The following is a 24,246-nucleotide window of genomic DNA, read 5'->3' as shown; positions in this document are numbered from 1 at the left end:
TAAACCTTTCATCTCCTTGCAAATTCAAGAATCAAACGTTCCTGCACTTCACTCAGTGTTACTTTTTCATCCACTTTTTGCTTGGTAAAGTTCCATATGCTTTCGATTTGATCCATCGCTTCATCAATAGCTGCATTCGACCCTCTTTGATAAGCCCCAATGTTGATCAAATCTTCCGATTCTTTGTACACGGCCATCAATCGCTTCATATTATTAACGGCTTCCAGCTGTTCTTCAGGCGCGATATCTTTCATGACACGACTAATGCTCGCTAACACATCGATTGCAGGGAAATGTCCTTTGTTCGCGATGGACCGATTCAGCACAATGTGACCGTCCAGAATACCCCTAACCGCATCCGCAATCGGTTCATTCATATCGTCACCATCAACGAGTACCGTGTAAAATGCTGTTATGGAACCGGTTGGTCCAGTTCCCGCACGTTCCAGCAATTTAGGTAAACTCGCAAATACAGAAGGTGTGTAGCCTCTCATGGCTGGAGGTTCACCTACAGCCAGTCCAACTTCCCTTTGAGCCATGGCATAACGAGTAACGGAATCCATCATCAACATGACATTCATGCCTCTGTCCCTGAAATATTCCGCTATCGTGGTGGCAATGACTGCCCCTTTAATTCGAATCAATGCCGGTTGGTCAGAAGTTGCGACTATGACGACCGAGCGCTCCAGCCCTTCTGGCCCAAGATCACGTTCAATAAAATCACGAACCTCGCGTCCCCGTTCACCTACAAGAGCTATAACATTCACATCAGCGGCCGTATTACGGGCAATCATGCCCATCAATGTACTTTTACCAACACCCGATCCGGCAAAAATACCAACCCGCTGACCTTTACCAACAGTCAACAAACCGTCAATCGCTCTAACGCCTACACCCATGGTTTCCAGTACACGCGGCCGTTCCATCGGATTCACAGGTTTATTCGATGTGGAGAACATCGGCATCCGTGAAGGTAGCAACGATCCATCCAGAGGTTGACCAAGTCCATCAAGCACTTTGCCCAGCAGCTCTGAACCAACCTGAACTCCAAGCGGCTTCCCGGTACCTACAACATCGCACCCCGGACCAATCGATTGCAATTCACCCAAAGGCATCAGCAGCACTTTGTTATCCCGGAAACCAACGACTTCTGATTGAATCGGCTTCTCCGATTTCCCCGGATAGATGTAGCATACGTCACCGATGCTTGCGTCAGGACCTTCGGATTCAACCATAAGCCCGATAACCTGTGTGACCTTACCATTAATCCGAACAGGATCAAATTGGCGTAAGTGCTCCATGTAACGCTGTGAACTAAGAACCTTCATGTTGATTTTTTCGCCCCTCATCCTCAAGTGCTATGCGGACCAGTTCTTTTTTTATTTCAGAAAGTTGTGTATCAATACGGGCATCCACGCTTCCAAAAGACGAGCGAATGACACACCCTTTGTCTTTTACCGTTGCATCCGGCAATATTTGAAGTTCGGCTTGTGAATCGATGGATAAGGACAACTCTTCACGCGCAGCTTGTACAAAAGCAAATTGCTCTGGAGCTACACACAAGGCAATCATTCCTTGTTCACGTTTCCGTGACAGATTCTGACGGATCAATTCGAGAGTATGCTCTGGTTCAACAGTGAGCTGCTTATCAATAACCTTCTCTGCAATTCCGCATGCCAGCTCTACAAGAAAAGGCTCTGCTTCCTGGATAATTTGATCTTTTGCTACATAAGCCTCTTGCAGTACTTCCTGAGCTTCTTTCATCATCTGTTCGATCTGCACTTGGAGATCCAGTTCAGCTTGTACTTTGCCTTCATCAAAACCCTGCTGAAAACCTTGTGAGCGCATCGCTTCAATTAAATGTTCATCCTGCTGACGCTGTTCTTGCCACCAGCTATCGATCTGCTCACGGGCTTCTTTAAGCATGCGTTCCGCTTCCTCGGAAGCTTCGCGTACCTGCTTTTCTGCAAACTCCTTGGCATCCTCCAGCATCTCCGCAGTCAGACGTTTGGTTTCTTCGTCTACACGAGCCTGTAACGCCTCTGTCTCTGCACCTTCCACTTCGCTATCTGTTCCTTCAGTTTCAGGACCACCATAATGATGATGATTTTCAAGACGTTTGCGGTCATCAACCGGCACATACTGGAAAGATTTAATCAAATTAGACAATGATATCATCTCCTCCGCCGCGAGCGATAATGATCTCACCAGCTTCTTCCAGTCTGCGGATCGTTCCTACGATACGAGTCTGGGCTTCTTCCACATCACGCAACCGAACAGGTCCCATGAATTCCATTTCTTCTTTGAATGTCTCGGACATCCGTTTGGACATGTTGCGGAACACTGCATCGCGAACTTCTTCGCTCGCCACTTTGAGTGCAAGCTGCAAGTCTGCGTTGTCGATATCGCGGATGATACGTTGAATTGAACGATCGTCCACGTTGACAATATCTTCGAATACAAACATGCGTTTTTTGATTTCTTCGGCAAGTTCCGGATCCTGAATTTCCAGAGAATCCAAAATGGTACGCTCCGTACCCCGGTCGACCCCATTCAGAATCTGTACGATCGACTCGATGCCACCTGCATTTGTATAATCCTGTGTAACCGTTGACGACAACTTTTGTTCCAATACACGTTCCACCTGAGAGATAACCTCAGGGGATGTGCTGTCCATGACAGCGACTCTTCGCGCAACATCAGCCTGCTTCTCCTGAGGCAATGAGGATAGAATTGCTGCTGCCTGCTCGAATTGCAGATAGGATAGTACCAAGGCAATCGTCTGTGGACTTTCGTTTTGAATAAAGTTTAATATTTGGTTTGGATCTGCTTTGCGTGCAAAGTCAAATGGTCTAACCTGAAGCGTAGCTGTCAAACGATTAATAACTTCAAGTGCCTTTTGCGATCCAAGTGCTTTTTCCAATATTTCTCTTGCGTAAGTAATACCGCCTTGAGAGATGTATTCCTGGGCCAGACAGATCTGGTGAAACTCCGCCATAATCATATCTTTTTCGGAAGCATCAACTTTGCGAACATTGGCAATCTCCAATGTTAATTGTTCAATCTCCTCATCACGCAGATGTTTGAAGATTTGTGCCGACACTTCCGGACCTAGTGTAATCAATAAAATTGCTGCTTTTTGTCTTCCAGTCAAACCTTGACTGCTTGCCTTTGCCAATGCGCTCACCTCTATTCGTCAGCCAGCCACGTACGCAGCAGATTGACGAATTCGTCTGGCTTTTTCTTCGCCAAACTCTCCAATTGTTTGCGCACTTGACTTTCGTTCGTTACACTGTCCAACGTAATGGACGGGAACTCTGTTGCTACTGGGAGAGGAATCTCTTCTTCTTCCTCTTCGTTTTGTTTGCGTCGACGGCGTACGAGGAGGATAACGACTGCTGCGATTAACGCGGCCACCAATGCTCCTACGCCCCACATCATACCTGTTGACAGCTGGAATCCTGTTTCTGCAGCGGCTGCTGTCTGGAAACCTTGGGATATAACCGAAACTTTCTTGGTCAGATCAGCGTCTGTAATTACATTACCTGAATCTGCAAGTGAAGCTCGAACGATATTCACCAAAATATTTTCAATTGCATCTTGGACAGGTTGTTGTAATTCTGTTTGCCCTTCAGGTGGTTCAACGGCTACGTTAATGGTTAAATCTTTAACAGTATAAGGACTGGAAATGATATCTTTGGCAATTCGATTGACTTCGTAGTTTACAGTGCTTGATGATTCCTCAGAAGTAGAATTCCCCGTTGCATCCGCTGAAGGATACCCAGGAACTTCTTCTTGACCGGTACCTGCGACACCGCCTGTTGGAGTACTCGCACCTGTATAACTCTTTTGAATCTCCTGGACACTGATCTCGATGCCCTTCATGTTCTCTTCATCAACCGGTGTAACCAGATTCTCTTTGCTTGTCACTTTATCGAAGTTAAGCTTGGAAGCAACGAGTACATTTACTTTGTCTTCGCCTACGATTTGAGACAGAAACTGTTTTACATTGTTGCGTACGTCATTTTCAAACTTCTTCTGCAAAGCCATGTTTTCCTGAACTTCGGAAGATAATCCACCACTGCCTCCACGGGCAGTTGGAATCAACTCGGCTTCATCCGTGTTGGTGATCGTAATATTTTCAATCGGCAGGTTGGGAATAGCGGTTTTCACCAAGTTAAAGTATCCATCCACCGCTGCCTGATTCGGGTGATATCCCGGTTTAAACTGCAATGCTACGGAAGCGGATGCCTTGTCCTGCTCTTCTAGGCCGGCAAAGATATTATCTTTCGGCATATTGACCAAGACTTTTGCATCTTGAATACCCTGCATGCGCTGGAGTAACTGTTCGACCTCTCCGTTAATCGCATTGTTGTATTTAACATCAAATTCCTTGTCCGTCATCCCGATCGGTGATGAGGACTCCTCGAATGATTTATATCCTAATGAACCATTCTGAATAATTCCTTGTGATCCTATGTTGACTTTTGCAAGTGCAACATCCGTGCTTGGTACCGATATGGTTTTCCCGTCTGCGCTTAATTTGTAGGGGATATTGGATGAATCCAGGTAGTTAATGACTCCTGCTGAGTCACTGGAATTCAAATCAGTAAATGCCACTTCATATTCTGTTTTGGACAGCTGCATAGTTAGTACAACCGCTGCCAGAATTAAAAATAAAAAGGTGGAAACCAGTAAAACTTTCTGTTTTTTGCTGAAGCTATTCCAATACTGGGTTACTTTATCCCTGTACTGGGCAATTCTCTCATTCACTCTGTCACCCCATCCGAAACTTTGCTTAGTCTGTCCCGAGCCATCAAAGTACTTCTATTACTAAAGTACGAGATTCGCCTCAGGAGCAGCACCGCAGCTGCTTGTTGTAATGATCAGCGCTGGTATCGAAGCGCAATCATGCTCTATTTACATTTGCGTACGCATAATCTCTTGATACGCTTCGACTACTTTGTTTCGGACTTGCGACGTGAGTTGCAGACTCAACAGGGCCTGTTCTGAAGCGATCATTACCTGATCCACGTTCACATTACCCAATAGAAATTGATTGGACATTTCATGTGCCTGTTTCTCTTGCGTTGCCACGGACCCTAATGCCTCTTGTAAGTATGTACCGAAGCTCTGAATGGTTTCGGCTGGTGTCGATGTTTTGCTAACGGAAGCATTTTGCATCTGCAACGGTTGAACTACCTGTGTATTAAACATGTTGTTCTGAATCATCAATGTCTCCCCTTATCCCATTATTCATGTTAAAACCTCATTGACATTACCGTAATCTATCTTCCGATCTCTAAAGCTTTTGTTATCATTGCTTTGGTTGAATTTAGCGCTGTTACGTTTGCCTCGTAGGACCGAGAAGCTGATATCATGTCAACCATCTCTTTCGCAATATCCACATTTGGCATATACACATACCCTTCAGCGTTGGCATCTGGATGAGAAGGATCATATACAGGTTTCAGAGGAGACTGATCTTCACGAATCTCTGATACTCTAACTCCCTCACCCGAGGCCTTATTACCCATCTGATTCTGCAGGATACTGCTAAACGAAGCTTTGTTTGGTTCGAGAACTACCATTTTTCTTTTGTAGGGAACGGCTTCGCCATTCGATACACTGGCGCGAGTCGTCTCAGCATTAGCGATGTTAGAAGATATTACGTCCATCCTCAAGCGTTGGGCTGTCAGGGCCGAGGAGCTAATGTTAAAACTGTTACTGATATTCACCTAAGTTATCTCCCTTCCACTCCAACACGCATCATTTTAATCTGTTCATTCACTTGTTGAATATAAGCGTTGTAACGCAACTGGTTCTCCGCCAGAAGGCTCATTTCTTTGTCGATATCGACATTATTCTGGTTATTATTCATGGATGTCGAATGATCCATTGTTACTACAGGTGTAGGAACGGAAGAGGAAGGTCCTATGACAAAATGCCTTGAGTCCGTTACTTTCCCCTTAAGAACTGGCATATCTCCATCCGTTTGCTGCTTTAAAATTTCTTCAAAAGATACGTCAGAACGCTTGTAGTACGGGGTGTCCGCATTCGCAATGTTGTCTGCAATCGTTTGTTGTCTAGTGTTGGACGCATCGAGTGCGCCTTGTAATCTTTTAAAGCTAATATCATTCAAAAGATTCACGATTTCCCTCCTCTCCTTAGAAATTATGGAAAAAGATTCAATCTTTCCCCTTCAAATTCGCTTATGTTTTTCGACAAAAACATTCGCCTTTTCGCGTTTTTCTAGGACTTAAGTAGAATTAACTCTGATGTTGTCGTATAACATAAGTTTCTTCGAGATTGGCATTTATTACAATAAGAAAAAAGCCCTATCTTTTCTGAAAGAGAGGGCTTTTTGTGTATTTTCTGCAAATTATGAATTTTTTCGCAAATGTTGAGTCCCAAAACAAATTGGAGTTCACATCTACAAAACACACACTTAAACATTCTTAAAATTTATAGCAGGCTCTTCCATCTTATTCCTACCGTCACTTCATCAACTTCATCTGCAATTGGGAAAATTTCTCTTAATTGTGTTAGCAATATTTGCCGTTGCAACAAGGTTTTTATTCATCAGAATTTTAGAAGGAAACATTCAATACATTAAATAATTGACAAGCTAACCTTCTTGCTTTACTTGTTTACCCAGATATAACACAACACTTTCTTAACAATTAAAAACCCCGTTACACTTGGAAGTCAACGAAAATATTTTACTACATCAGCGTATTACTCCAATCGAGTTTTTGCGCATTTGCGCAAGTTTTGTCGGCAAGGTAATTAAACCGATAACCAGACTTGGATAAAACAGACAACCTTATTTTGGAAACTGTTCCACTCGCAAACATTGTCTTTTTCGGAATCTTACGACCTTGAATCCTGACAACTGCGGCACAAGTCCTACTTTTCCCCTACCTTAAAATGTAACTTCAATCTTTTTATCGGTTTTTCTATAGAAATCCATTAGTCGGGAACAAAAAAAGGCAGCATTCATCTGTCAGAAAGATAAGCAATCGCTAACTGATCAGGATTATTCCTTCAACAGCAGCTCGCTTATTTCTATTAAACAGTGAATACCACCTTTAAACTTCAATATCATAAAGTTCTTCTGATTACTGTGAAAAGTTGTTACAGGATATATTGACTCAGGTCACGATCCTGTGCAATATCGTTCAGCTTCTCTCGCACATACTCCGGAGTAATCACCATTCTCTCCAGTGTGAGCTCAGGTGCCTCATAGGATAAATCCTCAAGGAGTTTCTCAAGAATAGTATGCAGACGCCTAGCACCAATATTCTCCGTATTTTGGTTTACGGATTCAGCAAGCTTGGCAATCTCACGAATGGCCTCATCCGAGAATTCAATTTCAATATTTTCAGTCCGCAGCAAGTCGACATATTGTTTAGTCAACGCATTTTGAGGTTCCGTCAAGATAGATACGAATTCCTCCAGGGATAGGCTATTTAACTCAACCCGAATTGGGAAACGTCCTTGAAGTTCCGGGATCAGATCCGAAGGTTTGGCCACATGGAACGCTCCAGCCGCCATAAACAGAATATAATCGGTTTTGACAGGTCCGTACTTGGTCATCACAGTAGAACCTTCCACGATAGGCAAAATGTCCCGCTGCACCCCTTCACGAGAAACATCCGGGCCGCTGCCGCGTCCCTGACTGGCCACCTTGTCGATTTCATCAATAAATATGATACCCGTCTGTTCAGCTCTGCGAATGGACTCTTGCGTAACGTCATCCATATCGATCAGCTTGCTTGCTTCTTCCTGGATGAGAACTTTACGAGCCTCTTTGATCGCCAGCTTGCGTTTTTTGGTGCGTCGTGGCAGCAGGCTTCCAAACATCTCCTGCATATTCATGCCCATCTGGTCATTTCCCTGCCCTGCAAACATATCCATCATATTCGGGGCGGTATCCTCGACATCAATCTCAATAATATCTTCTTCCAACTTACCAGATAACAAGTCGAATTTGATCTTGCGACGCCGCTCTGCGACATTGGTGTCCGGCTCTGGTTCTTCCTGCTCGGGCGTATTGTTTCCGTTATTGCCAAATATCATTTCAAACGGGTTACGTTGATTTTTGGACTTGGATTGGGAAGGAGCCAGAATATGTACGATGCGTTCATTGGCAGCTTCTTCAGCCTTGTCTTTTACCTTTTCGGTCCGTTCCAGCTTGACCATGCGCATGGACGTTTCAATCAGGTCACGGATCATGGATTCAACATCACGACCAACATAACCCACTTCCGTGAATTTCGTTGCCTCCACTTTTACAAAAGGGGCTCCCACCAGTTTAGCCAGACGGCGGGCAATTTCCGTTTTACCAACACCTGTCGGTCCAATCATCAATATGTTTTTAGGTACAATATCATCCTGCGTATGTTCTGGCAAAAGGCTGCGGCGATATCGATTGCGCAAGGCAACAGCCACCGATTTTTTGGCCTGTTTCTGACCGACAATATACTTATCAAGCTCTGCAACGATTTGTCTTGGTGTTAACGCTTGTGTTTGCATTTCGCTTCCCTCCTACCAGTCTACTTAAAATCCTGCATAGAAATATGTTATCAAAATTAGGGATAACCCCGCAAATTGATAGGAATAGCCCTAACGGCCATGCTCTATGTTTCAGTTTGCGGGGTTATATTACAGTTCTTCTACAATGATATTATTGTTGGTATACACACATAACTCTGCTGCAACCTGCAGCGACTCACGGGCAATGTCCTTGGCTTCCAGGTTTGTTGCATGACGTTTTAATGCACGTGCAGCAGACAGGGCAAAGTTCCCACCAGAACCGATCGCAATGACATCGTCATCCGGCTCAATGATTTCGCCTCCGCCAGAGATGAGCAGCATTCCTGTCTTATCCATAACGATAAGAAGTGCTTCAAGCTTGCGCAGAATGCGATCCTGACGCCAGTCTTTGGCAAGCTCCACCGCGGCACGCTGCAGATTGCCATGATGCTCTTCCAGCTTACCCTCAAACTTTTCGAATAGTGTAATGGCATCCGCTACCGAACCGGCAAAACCAGCTACAACCTGTCCGCGGTATAGACGTCTTACTTTTTTGGCCGTATTTTTCATCACAACGCTTTGCCCCATGGTCACCTGACCATCTCCGGCAATCGCTGCCTTGCCATTATGACGAACTGCACAGATCGTTGTAGCATGAAATGACATATCCATGATTCAGCCTCCTCCCACGAAACTAATTTATACGTGTCCCGGAACGGTTAGACCTTCTGCAGCAGCAAAACGGGCAATCCCATCCAATGCACGCTGTGCAAGAGCTTCATTTTTTTCTTTTTTGTTACGGATCTTCGTTTCCAGTTTTGGCAGCAAACCAAAGTTTGCATTCATCGGTTGGAAGTGTTTGAAGTCAGCCGTAGTAATATACTGTGCCATACTGCCCAGCGTTGTCTCTACCGGCAACACTACAAGTTCCTGTCCAAGTGCCGCTTTGGCTGCATTCATACCCGCAATCAGACCTGAAGCAGCAGATTCAACATACCCTTCAACACCTGTCATTTGCCCTGCAAAGAACAGATTTGGACGTTCCTTGAACTGATACGTCGGACGCAGCAGTTTGGGAGAGTTAATGAACGTATTGCGGTGCATAACACCATAACGTACAAACTCCGCATTTTCCAGACCAGGGATTAGCGAGAATACCCGCTTCTGCTCTCCCCATTTCAGATGTGTCTGGAATCCAACCAGGTTATATAGGGTTCCTGCTGCATTATCCTGTCTGAGCTGTACCACAGCGTGTGGCAGCTCCCCTGTGTGCGGGTTAATGAGACCAACAGGTTTCATCGGACCAAACAGAGCCGTTTGTTTTCCTCGCTTCATCATGACTTCAATCGGCATGCAGCCTTCGAAGTAAATTTCCTTTTCAAACTCTTTTAATTGGGCAACCTCTGCCGTAATCAGAGCATCATAGAAGATATCAAATTCTTCTTCTGTCATGGGACAGTTTAGGTAGGCTGCCTCCCCTTTATCATAACGAGATGCAAGGTACACCTTGTTCATGTCAATGGAGTCTTTTTCAATGATCGGAGCAGCTGCATCGTAGAAATAGAAGTATTCCTCGCCCATCAGTGCCTTGATTTGTTCGGATAATGCTGGCGAAGTCAGTGGACCGGTTGCAACAACAACGATACCGTCCTCTGGCAAGGAGGTCAATTCTTCGTTGACCACCTCGATGAGTGGATGCTGATGAAGCGTGGAAGTAATCTCTCCCGAGAATCCATCGCGGTCAACAGCAAGTGCTCCTCCCGCTGGAACTGCATTTCGATCGGCTGCACCCAGTATCAGGGAGTTCAGCATTCTCATTTCTTCTTTCAGCACACCAACTGCATTAGTCAAACCGTTGGCACGCAGCGAATTGCTGCACACCAGTTCTGCAAATTTATCAGTATGATGAGCCGGTGTTTTTACAACCGGTCTCATCTCATATAGCTTCACACGTACACCGCGACTTGCAATTTGCCAAGCTGCTTCCGTTCCTGCCAGCCCGGCACCAATTACCGTTACTACTTGTTCATTCGTCAAAATCATTTACCCCCATATATGCTAATCCGCTGTTTCTTCTTCCGGTTCCTCGACCGGTTCCTGATGGTCACAGGATGTACATTGCAAACGCGTCCCCTGCTTGTTTCGTTTCTCAACCATGAGAGAACCACAACTTGGACAAGGTTTGGCCGACGGTTTATCCCACGATACGAAATCACACTCTGGATACTTGTCGCAGCCATAGAAGATACGTCCTTTTTTACTACGGCGTTCAACCACATGTCCTTCCTTACATTTCGGACAAGTTACGCCAATATCCTTAATAATCGGTTTGGTGTTCCGGCAGTCCGGAAATCCGGAGCACGCAAGAAACTTGCCGAACCGACCCAGTTTGTAAACAAGTGGCTTGCCGCATTTTTCGCAGATTTCGTCCGAGACCTCATCTTCAATCTCAATCTCTTTCATTTCTTCTTCTGCGAATTCGAGTCTTTTCTCAAATGATTCGTAAAATTCAGCAAGAACCTTGACCCAGTCTTCCGAGCCTTCTTCCACATGGTCAAGATCACCTTCCATATTGGCAGTGAACTCTACATTCAGAATTTCAGGGAAAAACTCCTCCATCTGCTCGATGACCAGTTCTCCAAGCTCGGTCGGCATGAATTTTTTTTCTTCGATTGCCACATATCCACGCTTCTGAATGGTTTCCAGGGTTGGTGCATATGTACTTGGACGCCCTATGCCCAGCTCTTCCAGCGTACGTACAAGTCTTGCTTCCGTATATCGGGGCGGCGGTTGAGTGAAGTGCTGTTTCGGTTCAATCTCCTGCTTCTCTAACCGATCTCCATTTTTTAGTGGAGGCAGCAAACGATCTTCTTCCGTAGTACCATCATCGTTTCCTTCCACATAAACCTTCATGAAGCCCTGAAAGCGAACCTTGGAGCCTGCTGCACGGAAAATGGTATCTCCAGCTGCGATATCCACAGAGAGTGTATCGAGGACAGCGGAAGACATCTGGCTAGCCACGAAGCGCTCCCATACCAGTTTATACAGTCTGAACTGATCACGGCTCATAAATGATTTGATGGAATCCGGATCACGCAAAATGGATGTAGGACGAATAGCTTCGTGAGCATCCTGCGCATTGGCAGCCTTCTTGGAATAGTTTCTTGGCGTTTCAGGTGCAAAAGCTTCACCATACTTGCCAACAATATATTCTTTGGCTTCTTCCTGAGCTGATGCCGCAATCCGGGTGGAGTCTGTACGCATATACGTAATGAGACCCACTGTGCCTTCTTTTCCGAGGTCTACGCCCTCATAGAGCTGTTGAGCAACCGACATCGTTTTGGAAGCCCTGAAATTCAACTTCCGTGCAGCCTCCTGCTGCAAAGAACTTGTCGTAAACGGAGCGGATGGATTCCGGCTGCGTTCTTTCTCTTTCACTTCTTTGACGGTAAAATCCGCATTCTCAATTTGTTTCAAGATAGCTTGTACTTCGGCTTCGCTTCCCAGTTCGGTTTTTGCCCCGTTCAATTGATGGAACTTCGCTTCAAACGGATTGCCGTCTGCAGTCAGCTTCGCCGTAATGCTCCAGTACTCTTCTGGAACAAAGTCATCGATCTCATTTTCGCGATCCAAAATGATTTTGACTGCCACCGACTGCACACGTCCAGCGGACAATCCTTTTTTGACTTTCTTCCATAATAGAGGACTGATTTTATATCCGACAAGCCGATCCAGAATTCGTCTGGCCTGCTGTGCATTAACCAAGTCCATGTTAATCTTGCGTGGTGTTTTGAACGCATCCTTAACTGCCTGCTTCGTAATTTCGTTGAAGACAACTCGGCAATCCTCCGTGTCATCCAGTTCAAGTGCATGAGCCAAGTGCCATGCAATAGCCTCGCCTTCGCGATCCGGGTCAGCTGCGAGGTACACTTTTTTTACTTTCTTTCGTGCATCCTTCAGTTCTTTCAAAATCGAACCTTTACCGCGGATCGTAATATATTTCGGATTAAAATCATTCTCCACCTCAACGCCGATCTGACTTTTCGGCAAATCGCGCACATGTCCCATCGAAGCCTTCACGATGAACTTGCTGCCTAAATATTTGCCGATTGTCTTCGCCTTTGAGGGCGACTCCACGATTACGAGTGAATCCGCCATAGGTTCATCCTCCTCTCAGTCATGAAACTGCTTGTTCCTTTTCATCCTTGTCAGCAATTAAATAACTTCCGTTAATAATCTATTTTCACATGCCGCGTGGTCACAGCATTGTCATACCCTTGCATATTTGGTTCCAGGTAATTGGCTAATCTGTTTTTTTATGATTAAAGATAACAGAACTGAATGCAAATGTCCAAAATCCCAACCGAGCTGCTCTACAAGTTGATCCAAAGATCTTTCGTCCTGCTCCAGCAGAGAGATGATCCTTCTCTCATCAGATGAGAGACTCACCTTAGGAAACATATCCGGATGATTACCTTCTCCCTTTTCTGGGGAACGTCCTCTATTGTAAGGAAGTTGTTCGGGATTTGGCAAGTCCATTCGGTACTCTTCAAGCAGATCGTCCGCACAAGTGGCCAATTTTGCCCCCTGACGAATCAGATTATGTGACCCTCGACTCTTGGGAGATGTAATGGGGCCCGGAACAGCAAATACATCTCTTCCTGCTTCAAGCGCAGCATCTGCAGTAATAAGGGAGCCGCTTCGGATATCTGCTTCTACAACCAGCGTTCCAAGTGTCAAACCAGCAATAATTCGATTACGTTCCGGAAATAGTCCTTGATGAGCACGTGTGCCTGGTGGATATTCCGACAGTAATAGACCTGTTTCAGCAATTTGCTCAGCTAGTTTTTTGTTCTCAGGTGGATAGATCTTATCAATTCCTGTGCCAAAAACAGCAATGGTTTTACCTTTTGCGCGAAGAGCTGCCTCATGACAGGTGCTATCAATACCACGGGCAAGACCACTTACTATGGTCAACCCTGCATGACAGAATTCTGTCGTCAGTTTCTCGCCTACTTTGCGACCGTATACAGTTGGCATTCGAGTTCCTACCATGGCAATTGCCTTTGTATGTAACAAATTCATGTCCCCACGGCCGTACATAACCCAAGGTGCCTGAACGGTTTCCTTCATTAATATGGGGTATTCTTCATCCAGATAGGTAATAACCTGAATTCCTTGTTTATAAACCGCTTCACGCCTATGCTCAATCCAGTCTGCATCGAAAGTATTCACAAGCCTGGCGGCCTGATCTTTACGCAACCCGGCTTGAACCCAATCTCCTTCGTCATAATGAAGCAAATCCGGAAGGTTATGTCCCCCTGTCATTAATTTCGAGATCGTTTTCTTCCCAACACCATCCATCTCATGCAAACCAAACAGAATCAAGCTTTTCTCCATTCTATAAGCCTCCCAAGCGGGAAGAACACTTCCCTCATATTGTGTAGGTTGTGACGACAGAATGCAAGCGTTTACTTTAAAGAGAGCATTTCAGCTCCCTCATTTGGCAAGTAATTCAACGCAAAAAAGCAACCCTTCGCCCCGTTTAAGGACAAAAGGTTGCTTACCTTTTCCGTATCACAATAGTCGGTTATGAGAGATAACATCTCCGCACCGTTTCTACTATTATAATGGAAAAGAATTAATGTGTCGTGCACAAATTTAAAATACCACGCTCTTCTAGTACGCTTACCAGTGTAGAGCCCATCTCGGCAGGCGTTGGCGCAACTTTGATACCGCAGGATTCAAGCTTCGCGATTTTTTCCTTGGCTGTACCTTTACCTCCTGAGATAATGGCACCAGCATGACCCATCCGTTTGCCTGGAGGCGCAGTAACACCACCGATAAATCCAACAACCGGTTTGGTCATATTGTCGCGTACCCACTCTGCAGCGTCTTCCTCTGCTGTACCACCGATCTCCCCGATCATGATGACAGCATGAGTTTGAGGATCTTCATTGAATCGTTTGAGGATATCAATGAATTCGGAACCTTTAACCGGGTCTCCCCCGATTCCTACCGCTGAAGACTGTCCAATTCCACGTGTAGTCAATTGATGAACAGCTTCATAGGTGAGCGTTCCGCTACGGGAAACGACGCCAACATGTCCAGCCATATGGATATAACCAGGCATGATCCCGATTTTACATTCACCCGGTGTAATAACACCAGGACAGTTCGGTCCGATCAATACCGTCTTTTTGCCTTCCATGAAACGGTCTACCTTCACCATATCAAGGACAGGGATACCTTCTGTAATACAGATTACAAGATCAAGCTCTGCGTCAACAGCCTCCATGATGGAATCCGCTGCGAATGCTGGTGGCACATAGATAACACTCGCTGTTGCACCTGTAGCTTCCTTCGCTTCTTGTACCGTATTGAATACCGGAAGACTAACGACTTTGCCATCTTCCAGCGTGATATCAACATTGGTCCCGCCTTTGCCTGGTGTTACACCGCCTACCATCTGGGTTCCGTAATCCAATGCGCCCTTCGTATGGAACATTCCCGTTGAACCCGTAATGCCTTGCGTAATGACTTTTGTATTTTTATCGATCAAAATACTCACGTTGCTTCACATCCTTACGGTTATTTTTCAAGTTCCGGACAGCTCCGGCACTAAGAAAGCAATTTATATCATCCGATTCCATCGCTAGCGGGAACATGAATTAGACGGACTGAAGCATTCCGATCCAATTCATGAAGATTGCAAACCGCTCTTTGGATTGATATAAATGGCCCAGGAATGAACTATTTTACGAGGGCAACGATTTTTTGTGCACCGTCGGCCATGGAATCAGCAGGTACAATGTTCAGGCCGGATTCACCCAAAATCTGTTTGCCAAGCTCCACATTCGTTCCTTCAAGACGAACAACCAGCGGTTTTGTGAGGCCAAGCTGCTTCGCTGCTTCAACCACACCGTTTGCAATGACATCACAGCGCATGATTCCGCCGAAAATGTTAACGAAGATGCCCGCCACTTTGGCGTCAGACAGAATGATTTTAAAAGCTTCTGTTACTTTCTCCGTTGTTGCACCGCCCCCAACATCAAGGAAGTTGGCCGGGTCTCCGCCGTAGTATTTGATGATATCCATCGTAGCCATCGCAAGTCCCGCACCGTTAACCATACAGCCGATGTTGCCATCAAGTGCTATGTAGCTGAGGTCGTATTTGGAAGCCTCGATTTCTTTTTCGTCTTCTTCATCCAAGTCGCGCAGTTCCAAAATATCCTTATGACGGAACAATGCGTTCGAATCAAAATTCAGTTTTGCATCCAGCGCGATAACGTTTCCATCTCCAGTAACAACAAGAGGGTTGATCTCAGCAATGGAGCAATCTTTTTCCACAAATGCAGTGTACAATGCAAGCATGAATTTGACCGCTTTGTTCACCAATTCATTCGGGATATTAATGCTGTAGGCCAATTTACGTGCTTGGAACACTTGTAATCCAATAGCAGGATCAATAACTTCTTTGAAGATTTTCTCAGGAGTAGCTTCAGCCACTTCTTCGATCTCCGTACCGCCTTCTTCGGATGCCATCATCACGACACGGCCCGTTGCACGGTCAACTACAACACCCACGTAGTACTCTTTGCGGATATCGCAGCCCTCTTCGATCAAAAGACGTTTTACTTCCTTGCCTTCCGGTCCGGTCTGGTGTGTCACCAGTACTTTTCCCAAAATTTCGGAAGCATACGCTCTAACTTCGTCTGCGCTCTTCGCTACCTTTACGCCGCCGGCTTTTCCCCGGCCACCTGCGTGAATTTGCGCTTTGACTACAGTCACCGGACTGCCCAATGCCTCTGCGGCCGCAACCGCTTCATCGACTGTATAAGCAACCTTCCCATTAGGAACGGCAACTCCATACTGTTTCAGTACTTCTTTTCCTTGATATTCATGGATATTCATTCTCGAATCCTCCTATCAACATGACTGCAACAAGGCGGGTTGGTTGACTACCAAAAGACAAATGTTGACTATTTTCACTTAAACCCAATTCATTGTAACACGTTTTTAAAACGCTTTCCTTAAAAAAGTAATGGTTAATAGACAGCTTTTTGATATGGATATCATCCCATATTGTGAATGCTTGGATATTAATGGAAAAAACCTCAGACTAATATGTCTAAGGTCCCCCCTTTTCGTTATATCAAAATTATTTCCAGGTTATTTTCTAGCTTCTTTCATATTCGTTTCATGTACCTTCTGAAGAAGCCCTTTAAACTGACCAAGCAACGATTCAAATTCCGTACTGCTCAGGCAAGCATCCCCCTGAATAGAATCCGGAATGGACAGAGCCTTATTGCGAAGCTCCTTACCTGAATCAGTTAACGTAATAAGCACTTTGCGCTCATCCTGTGCTGAACGTTCACGATGAATGAGTCCGGCAGATTGCAGGCGTTTTAATAGCGGTGTCAACGTTCCCGAATCCAAGTAGAGTGCCTCTCCGATTTCTTTAACCGTGCATTCCTCTCGCTCCCACAATACCATCATGACCAAATACTGCGAGTAGGTGACACCCAGTACTTCGAGATATGGCTGGTACATCTTTGTGATTTCACGTGAACAAGCATATATAGCAAAGCATAATTGGTTATCCAACTTCAAAGCATCCGTTTGCATAATATTAATCCCACCTGCCTATTGTACATTTAAATTTCTTGTAGAAAGCTCTGTGTTAAGTCTGTCTTTTGCATGCTATCTGCACAACCTAAAAAACTTTCTCTATATATATTATCACAAATTAGAAAAAAAACAGAATAATTGAGCACAAGGGATTTTACTTTTCTATTTTATTGTGTTAAATTAAATTGTATAAAATATAATTGTTAACAAAAAGGAGCGAATTGACATGATGACTATTCAACAAAAAATGTATGAAACTACGGTAAAAGCAGTTGGCGGACGTAACGGTTATGTAGAATCCTCCAGTCCGGAACTTCGTTTAGATGTACGCACACCGAAAGAAATGGGCGGTGCAGGTGGAGAAGGTACCAACCCGGAGCAATTGTTTGCAGCAGGTTATGCAGCTTGTTTTGATAGTGCACTAAATATGGTTGCCCGCATGCAAAAAATCAAGTTAGAAGGTACTGAAGTCACAGCTACAGTTCATTTCGGAAAAGTGGAGGACGGCGGCTTCGGCATCGCGGCAACACTCGACGTTCTTGCAAAAGGCGTAGACAAGGCTACAGCAGAGAAGCTGGTAGAAGCGGCTCATCAAGCCTGCCCTTACTCCCGTGCAACACGCGGCAACATTGATGTCGAACTAAACGTACTTTAATTAAATTCGTAAAACAGTTTCATTTCCTCTTCTTTGAGATGGTTAGTATTATTAATGATATAACCTATTCAGACAATGATTTTCTGATGATATTCACGAGAGTGAATTGATAAAAATTCAGAATTCAGGGTTAGAATTGCAGCGATGATGAAGACAGGTTGACGCCCTGATTTCTTTTATATACAATGCTTATTAGAAGCTGAGGAAGCACCTTAATTCGCACACTGGCCCGCATTATGCGCAGCCAAGGACGAAGTGAGGTGTTTCTTTTTTATTATGTACGGAAAATTGTATAGTGCATGTTTATATGGAATTGACGGGGTATTAATTGAAGTGGAAACAGATTTGTCCAACGGACTGCCCCAGACTTCCATTATCGGCCTGCCGGACTCGGCGATTCGTGAAGCGGTAGAGCGTGTTCGTGCTGCTGTCAAAAATTGCGGATATCAATATCCATTACAACGGATTACGATCAATCTTGCCCCAGCTGACCTTCGCAAAGAAGGCTCTTCATTTGATCTTGCTATTGCCGTAGCTTTGCTAATGACAAGTGGGCAGCTCGTGCTGCCGTCCCAGGAAAGAACACTTTTACTCGGCGAACTGGCATTGGATGGCTCGGTTCGATCCGTACCAGGTGTACTTGCCATGGTGGATCTGGCTAAGCGTCAAGGCTTCACTTCCGTTCTCCTCCCCGTTGATAATCTGGCAGAAGCTTCGTTAATTAGCGGTATCAACGTATATGGAATCGGACATTTAAGAGACATTGCGCCAGATAAGCCTGATTCCCAGACGAAAGATGGTGTCTTGCCCAAAGCGGGAACGGTCGTTTTGAATAACTTCGCTCACCTTATTAAACCTGCAGCATATGAACAGGGTCTCTCCATTCCCAACGCCAAGACTCAGATTCCGGCTTCGCTAAACGATGACTACAGTGATGTCCTCGGGCAACATCATGTGAAGCGTGCGCTGATGATTGCCGCAGCCGGGATGCATAATATACTGCTAGTGGGACCACCAGGGACTGGCAAAACGATGCTGATCAAACGTCTGCCCACTATTCTCCCTCCGTTATCAGAGGAAGAAGCACTGGAAGTCACCAAAGTGCTAAGTGCTGCTGGGAAACTGAAAGAAACGTCAACCGGTTTGGTTACGGAACGACCCTTCCGGTCACCACATCATACGATATCCACTTCCGGCCTCATCGGTGGAAACGGTATTCCGAAGCCGGGTGAAGTCAGCCTTGCACACCGCGGTATTCTGTTTCTTGATGAACTTCCTGAGTTTCATCGTCAAGTTCTTGAAGTTTTACGGCAGCCACTGGAGGATCATACGGTCACCATAAGCCGAGCAAGAGCTGCTTTTACGTTTCCCGCACAGTTTATGCTTGCATGCTCCATGAATCCCTGCCCGTGCGGGTATTTGTCCGCTCAATCCGAGGATCAGCGCTGTATATGCAGCCCTTCACGCGTTGCAGCATATCGGGCCAAAATATCGGGCCCTTTGCTGGATCGAATAGATCTGCAGGTCGAGGTTCCTCCACCTGGCGAATGGCGGAAGGCAGCACCTTCCCCCACTTCTGCCGAGATGCAAGCCAAGGTTGTCCACGCTCATCATATCCAGGCAAAGCGCTATGCGAGCAGCTCTGTGCGTTGGAATAGTCAGTTATCCGGAAGACTGCTCCGTCGAACAGCACGTCTTCCCGCAGAAGCCGACCATCTGCTCCAGCAAACACTGCAGGCTCTTAACTTAAGTATGCGTGCTCATGATCGCATTATCAAAATGGCACAGACAATTGCCGATCTGGATCATGACGGCGAAATTTTAACTGCTCATGTGGCTGAGGCGATTCAGTATCGGCAGTTGGATCTGAATTTGTTTTAGACCCTTAGCAGCTCCAGCTCATAACATGTAAAGTCATTTCAATGACGCCACTAAAAAAACCGTTCAGGTTATCTCCTTCATTTCACTGAAAAGAAGACCTTGAACGGTTTATTGGTTAAGACACGGACAGGCATTCTATTTACTCAATCAAAAAGGGTAAGTTTGTCTTTGGCCGGTGTGCGTTCTTTCGCAGAAGGGATGACCTCCGGATAACCCATGTAGACCATACCGACAATTTTTTCGCCAGCCTCAATCCCCAGTGGTTTGCGGAATTTCGGTGCATACAGGAAAGGCTTGGTTACCCAAAAGGTTCCAATATCTTCACTCCATGCAGCTAGCATAAAGTTTTGCACCAGTGCACTTACTGCAGCAAAATCCTCATCCCATATATTTTGTCTTGGATCCTCTTCCAGAACCACAAGCATGATCGATGGTACCTGCATAACATTGGCTGAAAATTTGTTATCTTCGCCCATCTCTGCTTCAATCGCTTCTGCAAGCTTCTTTCGCCCATCTCCAGTAAATAACAAAAATCTCCACGGTTCACGCAATTTATGGTTTGGTGCCCAGACTGCCGTATCTAACAGCTCGATAATTTGTTCTGTAGGCACAGCATCTTTTTTAAACTTTTTAACGGTACGCCGGTTTTGAATGGCACTTTTTACATCATTAACTGTATCAATATTTGTAGATTTGGTCACTGAACTTACCTCCCTATGGAAAATTCTCCATCACAGCAAATTCCAATAGCGCTGCTAACGGACTTTTATAATAAATAAAATGCAATACGCTTGGTTACATTCTTGATTATACAACGAACCGTTCTTCAGATTCAAAGAACGCCCATGGAATGAGTTTTGGCTATGTTTCACACAAAAAAGGTGTTTCTAAAATTTGAATTCACGAGAGAATCCATTCATTTTAGACAACACCATGTTAAACTGATTCAGTTTATTAATTCAGAACGCATTTTCAATGTGCTCAACAGTTACAATCAGACCTGCCGGATCAAGCATCACAGCAACCACATCAAAACGAATTTGTAATTCTCTCCCTCTTGATTGTTGAAGGTATACGGCAGCCGTGGAACGAACCTGCTGCATCTTACGGAGATCTACCGATTCCTGCGGTGTACCATACTTCCCTGCTCCACTACGGCTTCGTACCTCAACAAAGACAAGCAGATCACCATGTGAAGCGATAATATCAATCTCACCACGGCGACAACGCCAGTTTTGTTCCATAATTTGATAACCTTGCTCACGCAGCCACCTGCAGGCCGCTTCTTCACCCAACTTGCCTTTTTGCTGACGCGTAAGTTTGGGAGTAGAGTTATGTCCTGGTCCAGGTGAATGGCTCACCATGTATCCTCTCCCTCACGTCCGGAAGCGAGGCGGTCTGCTCGGTAAATATAGGTTAACACCTCAGCCACCAGTTGATAGAGCTCTGCCGGAATTTGCTCGTCCAAGTCAAGCTTGGACAAAACTTCCACCAGTGCTGCGTCCTCCTGAACAGGAACTCCGTTTTCCTTAGCTTTATCAAGGATTGCTTCCGCGACTTTGCCGCGGCCTTTGGCTACAACGACCGGTGCTTCACTTTCTCCCGGTACATATTTTAAGGCAACAGCCTTTTTGGAAAGAAGATCTGGCTGCGGCTCATCTTTCATACTCGCATATCCACCCCTTTGTAGCGATCAGGGCTGTAGTCGGACGCATTTATTTTACGCTCAGCACCCGGTTCCTGGCCAACTGGCCAGGGCTCTGTCTTAAAGGTTAGTAATTGATAGCCCAGCTTGTCCAGCGCCTCTTGAATCACTTCCCGCCCGCTATCCAGAAGCGGACCCATGCCCTCCCGATCGTTGAGAACCCGAAGGCTGACAATATTGTTGACGACATGCACATCGACCAGTGTTGGCCCGAGACTCTTCATGTCCAGATCAAACCACAATCTGCAATTGGATGCATCCAGTTCACCGCGCTGGCCACGCCGGGATTGAATCTGTACAGAAGCCGTTTCTTCTCCATTGGGTCCGGTAATCGGGATGAACCAGTGCATCTGGGCAAAGGTAGAGCCCCGGTCCGTTGTCATCAGCAACTGCTGACCCGTCAGGTATTGCACAGCCTGCCCGGCGGCTTCCTTCAGGGCCGCCGGGGCACTGTCGCTGCTGGCAAGCTGCAGCAGCAAGCCCTTCAGCGAGTCCGCGGTGCCCGGACTCGCCGCTTCACCCACGCGCGACTGCGCAGCCGCGCCGTGCACTGCCTGCTGCTCGTGCTCTGCACCGAGTAGCTTCAGCACGCGCCCCACCCACGGGTCTCCCTCGTGGGTGATAGGCGCGTGCTGTGCGGCAGCTCCCGCAGGTGCTGCCGCATTCCCCCCAGCCGGCTGCGCATCAGCGCCGGCTGGTACAGGCTGCGGCACGCCTCCGGCAGCCGCAGCCGCCTGGCCGCCCGCGGGCGCAGGGGCGGCCTGTGTTGCCGCACCAGGCTGTGCCGGTGCGGCAGTGGTCGCGCTGCGCAGCGCGTCCAGCAGGGCCAGCAGCTTCGGCGCCAGTTGCGCCGCTGTTGGTGCTGCTGCCCCGGTCTGCGCTGCAGCGGGCGAAGCACTCGCAGCTGCTGGCGTCTCCGCGCGGCCATCTGGTCGCCTAGCCGCGCTACCTTCCTGCTGGCCGGCAATCCCTCGTCCAGCTGCCACATCCGCTGCCGCCCCAGGTATACCCGGGCGGCCAGTTTCCACTGCACGCTGGCTCTCTCCAGGGATTCCCGTCCCTGCCTGAATGCCTGGCCCAGATTTTCCGGCCGTTTCCGCTTGTCCGGCTCCAGATTTTATTGCAGTCTCAGCATTCCCCGAGCCCTGGTTAGTCTGTATATGTCCCCGCAGGTCTGCCGCTGCTTCCGCTGTGCCTTTGTTGGACAACGGAACATTACCTGCTCCTGTCGGGGTTGTTGTAGCACCCTGCGGCAGTGGTGCCGTTTGGCCAGAGGTTCCCGCCTGACGTCCTCCAGCCGGAGACATTCCCGAATCATCCGTTTGCTGCCCTCCGGCTGCTGTTATAGGCAAACCACCCGACGCTGGCAGCTTTGGTGTGGCTGCATGTTCGCCCATGACCATGGTTTTTCCCGCATTCTGAGTAAGAAACGTTTCCAGCTGCTCTGTTAACCCATTTAGCAGCTGATGAAGGGGTGGACCAAATACCGTCTGATGCAATCCTTTTACCGTTTCCGCCGTAATCGGCAGACCACGCTGAAAAGCAATACCCGTTGCCTGCACCCACTCTTCCACAGGTACCTGAGCTGGTTTGACAGTCATCATATTTTGAACCATGGCCACATTATCCTTCGTAAGCGGTAACCCGCTGCGCTGCATGGCGAGCAGCAGTTCCCGATTTCCCTTGGTATCCGGTAAACCTACCTCTTGAAGCAGATTGTTCAAGGATGCTTGCGGCAGTTCAGACAACGTGCCAGCCAGCGGCTTCATAACGGTCACGCCATTCTCTCCAGGCGGCTGCACTTGAAGTAGTGTGGTTTCCCCTGGGCGAAGTGGTGTCTCGAGCTTCGCACGTACCTGTACGCCCTGAATTTGCAGAACAGCTTCTCCACCATCCTCTGAGACACTTACGACAGATCCACGTACAACCTGACCCTCCTTAAGCTCTAGCGGCTTGGCATTCCCCGGCTTGCTGTCTCCCAGGAGACCACGAATCATGGAGCTAATATTCACAGTTCTCTCCCTCCTTCCTTTACGTCTTGGTTAAAACAAAGTATGCTGCTCGCCGAGCAGATTGCCGAGAAAGCTCCGCCTGTGCATCGGCGTGGCTCCAAGAGCCATGATCTGTTCGCGATGAAACTTTGTTGCATATCCCTTATGTATCGACAGACCATACTCTGGATATAATGTCTCCCATTCCTCCTTGCAGAGCCGATCGCGGGTTACCTTCGCAATGATGGATGCTGCTGCGATGGACTGGCTGTTGGCATCGCCTTTGATAATGGAGATCTGAGGTACATTTACGTCCACTTTTTCGGCATCAACCAATAGATAGTCAGGCAATCCGTCCAAGGCCTCCACAGCACGCTTCATTGCCAGTCTAGTGGCCTGTTTAATATTGAGCCGATCAATCGTTTCTGCATCCGCAAAACCAATACCTACGGACAAAGCCTTTTGCATAATTACGTCATACAGAGCTTCACGCTTTTTCTCTGTTAGTTTTTTGGAATCATTAACACCTTCCAGTATCAGATCACGAGGCAATATGACAGCAGCGGCCACCACATCTCCGAATAGACATCCCCGGCCCACTTCATCAATTCCTGCAATTCGCTCAAAACCACTCTCCCAATACTCCCTCTCATGAATCAGCAGATCACGAGGTTCAATCTCTGCTTTTTTCTTCTTGGATTCAGAAGGTTCCATTGGTATCAGTTCATTCATTTCATTATGTTCAGTCATTGCTTTCATCTCCTCTACCCTCGCAAGCTTTAACATGTTTCTCTATAAGTCATCAACGTCTCGAGTCCCTGAGCACGGCTCGGGAAGCACCCATT

General features: G+C 46.7%; 22 protein-coding genes. 2 read left to right on the top strand and 20 right to left on the bottom strand.

Annotated features, from left to right (window positions below; genetic code table 11):
• Positions 1-8: 8 nt before the first annotated feature.
• The 15 genes from fliI to MHB82_RS11080 form a co-directional block, all read right to left on the bottom strand.
• Positions 9-1,328 (bottom strand): flagellar protein export ATPase FliI, encoded by a 1,320-nt coding sequence (gene fliI / locus MHB82_RS11150; protein WP_341174671.1) that lies wholly within the window; start codon positions 1,326-1,328, stop codon positions 9-11.
• Positions 1,315-2,169: a FliH/SctL family protein gene (locus MHB82_RS11145; protein ID WP_095358627.1), complete on the bottom strand. Its 855-nt coding sequence runs from the start codon at positions 2,167-2,169 to the stop codon at positions 1,315-1,317. The genes fliI and MHB82_RS11145 overlap by 14 nt, the downstream gene beginning before the upstream one ends.
• Entirely contained in the window at positions 2,162-3,178 is a 1,017-nt protein-coding gene (gene fliG, locus MHB82_RS11140; protein WP_095287832.1) for a flagellar motor switch protein FliG, read from the bottom strand. Before fliG ends, MHB82_RS11145 begins: the two co-directional genes overlap by 8 nt.
• 11 nt (positions 3,179-3,189) lie before the next feature.
• Entirely contained in the window at positions 3,190-4,773 is a 1,584-nt protein-coding gene (gene fliF / locus MHB82_RS11135; RefSeq protein ID WP_095358628.1) for a flagellar basal-body MS-ring/collar protein FliF, read from the bottom strand.
• 147 nt (positions 4,774-4,920) lie between these two features.
• Positions 4,921-5,232, bottom strand: a complete 312-nt coding sequence (fliE, locus tag MHB82_RS11130; RefSeq protein ID WP_095358629.1) for a flagellar hook-basal body complex protein FliE — start codon at positions 5,230-5,232, stop codon at positions 4,921-4,923.
• A gap of 56 nt (positions 5,233-5,288) precedes the next feature.
• On the bottom strand, positions 5,289-5,738 hold the full coding sequence (gene flgC / locus MHB82_RS11125; RefSeq protein WP_095358630.1) for a flagellar basal body rod protein FlgC: 450 nt from the start codon (positions 5,736-5,738) through the stop codon (positions 5,289-5,291).
• A gap of 5 nt (positions 5,739-5,743) precedes the next feature.
• Positions 5,744-6,151, bottom strand: a complete 408-nt coding sequence (gene flgB / locus MHB82_RS11120; protein ID WP_095287836.1) for a flagellar basal body rod protein FlgB — start codon at positions 6,149-6,151, stop codon at positions 5,744-5,746.
• A gap of 986 nt (positions 6,152-7,137) precedes the next feature.
• Positions 7,138-8,538, bottom strand: a complete 1,401-nt coding sequence (gene hslU, locus MHB82_RS11115; protein WP_095287837.1) for an ATP-dependent protease ATPase subunit HslU — start codon at positions 8,536-8,538, stop codon at positions 7,138-7,140.
• 129 nt (positions 8,539-8,667) lie between these two features.
• Positions 8,668-9,210, bottom strand: a complete 543-nt coding sequence (gene hslV, locus MHB82_RS11110; RefSeq protein WP_095287838.1) for an ATP-dependent protease subunit HslV — start codon at positions 9,208-9,210, stop codon at positions 8,668-8,670.
• Positions 9,211-9,237: 27 nt separating this feature from the next.
• Complete coding sequence (gene trmFO / locus MHB82_RS11105) at positions 9,238-10,581, bottom strand: FADH(2)-oxidizing methylenetetrahydrofolate--tRNA-(uracil(54)-C(5))-methyltransferase TrmFO (RefSeq protein ID WP_437126812.1); 1,344 nt, start codon at positions 10,579-10,581, stop codon at positions 9,238-9,240.
• Between the two features lie 15 nt (positions 10,582-10,596).
• The gene (topA, locus tag MHB82_RS11100) at positions 10,597-12,696 is read right to left on the bottom strand and encodes a type I DNA topoisomerase (RefSeq protein ID WP_095287840.1); all 2,100 of its coding nucleotides are present in this window, start codon (positions 12,694-12,696) and stop codon (positions 10,597-10,599) included.
• Positions 12,697-12,807: 111 nt separating this feature from the next.
• On the bottom strand, positions 12,808-13,938 hold the full coding sequence (gene dprA, locus MHB82_RS11095; protein ID WP_341174669.1) for a DNA-processing protein DprA: 1,131 nt from the start codon (positions 13,936-13,938) through the stop codon (positions 12,808-12,810).
• Positions 13,939-14,179: 241 nt separating this feature from the next.
• A complete protein-coding gene (sucD, locus tag MHB82_RS11090) occupies positions 14,180-15,109 on the bottom strand; it encodes a succinate--CoA ligase subunit alpha (protein ID WP_095287842.1) in 930 nt (309 codons plus the stop codon).
• 182 nt (positions 15,110-15,291) lie between these two features.
• Positions 15,292-16,452, bottom strand: coding sequence for an ADP-forming succinate--CoA ligase subunit beta (gene sucC, locus MHB82_RS11085; RefSeq protein ID WP_095287843.1), 1,161 nt, complete (start codon positions 16,450-16,452; stop codon positions 15,292-15,294).
• A gap of 258 nt (positions 16,453-16,710) precedes the next feature.
• Entirely contained in the window at positions 16,711-17,166 is a 456-nt protein-coding gene (locus tag MHB82_RS11080) for a MarR family winged helix-turn-helix transcriptional regulator (RefSeq protein ID WP_095287844.1), read from the bottom strand.
• Between the two features lie 229 nt (positions 17,167-17,395).
• Here MHB82_RS11080 and MHB82_RS11075 point away from each other — a divergent pair, with 229 nt between their 5' ends.
• Positions 17,396-17,824, top strand: coding sequence for an organic hydroperoxide resistance protein (locus MHB82_RS11075; protein WP_095287845.1), 429 nt, complete (start codon positions 17,396-17,398; stop codon positions 17,822-17,824).
• Between the two features lie 276 nt (positions 17,825-18,100).
• Entirely contained in the window at positions 18,101-19,705 is a 1,605-nt protein-coding gene (locus MHB82_RS11070; protein ID WP_341174668.1) for a YifB family Mg chelatase-like AAA ATPase, read from the top strand.
• 143 nt (positions 19,706-19,848) lie between these two features.
• Here MHB82_RS11070 and MHB82_RS11065 read toward each other — a convergent pair whose 3' ends face one another.
• From MHB82_RS11065 to MHB82_RS11045, 5 genes are all read right to left on the bottom strand, one after another.
• Complete coding sequence (locus MHB82_RS11065; protein WP_341174667.1) at positions 19,849-20,406, bottom strand: nitroreductase family protein; 558 nt, start codon at positions 20,404-20,406, stop codon at positions 19,849-19,851.
• 258 nt (positions 20,407-20,664) lie between these two features.
• On the bottom strand, positions 20,665-21,066 hold the full coding sequence (locus tag MHB82_RS11060) for a YraN family protein (RefSeq protein WP_341174666.1): 402 nt from the start codon (positions 21,064-21,066) through the stop codon (positions 20,665-20,667).
• Positions 21,063-21,371 (bottom strand): EscU/YscU/HrcU family type III secretion system export apparatus switch protein, encoded by a 309-nt coding sequence (locus MHB82_RS11055; RefSeq protein ID WP_110822623.1) that lies wholly within the window; start codon positions 21,369-21,371, stop codon positions 21,063-21,065. The genes MHB82_RS11060 and MHB82_RS11055 overlap by 4 nt, the downstream gene beginning before the upstream one ends.
• Positions 21,368-23,422, bottom strand: coding sequence for a hypothetical protein (locus tag MHB82_RS11050; protein ID WP_341174665.1), 2,055 nt, complete (start codon positions 23,420-23,422; stop codon positions 21,368-21,370). Before MHB82_RS11050 ends, MHB82_RS11055 begins: the two co-directional genes overlap by 4 nt.
• Positions 23,423-23,452: 30 nt before the next feature.
• Complete coding sequence (locus MHB82_RS11045) at positions 23,453-24,151, bottom strand: ribonuclease HII (protein ID WP_445671227.1); 699 nt, start codon at positions 24,149-24,151, stop codon at positions 23,453-23,455.
• Positions 24,152-24,246 lie beyond the last annotated feature (95 nt).

The sequence above is a fragment of the Paenibacillus sp. FSL K6-2862 genome (genome assembly GCF_038005125.1).
Taxonomy (GTDB): Bacteria; Bacillota; Bacilli; order Paenibacillales; family Paenibacillaceae; genus Paenibacillus; species Paenibacillus illinoisensis_A.
This window is presented reverse-complemented; position numbering and strand designations above follow the sequence as displayed.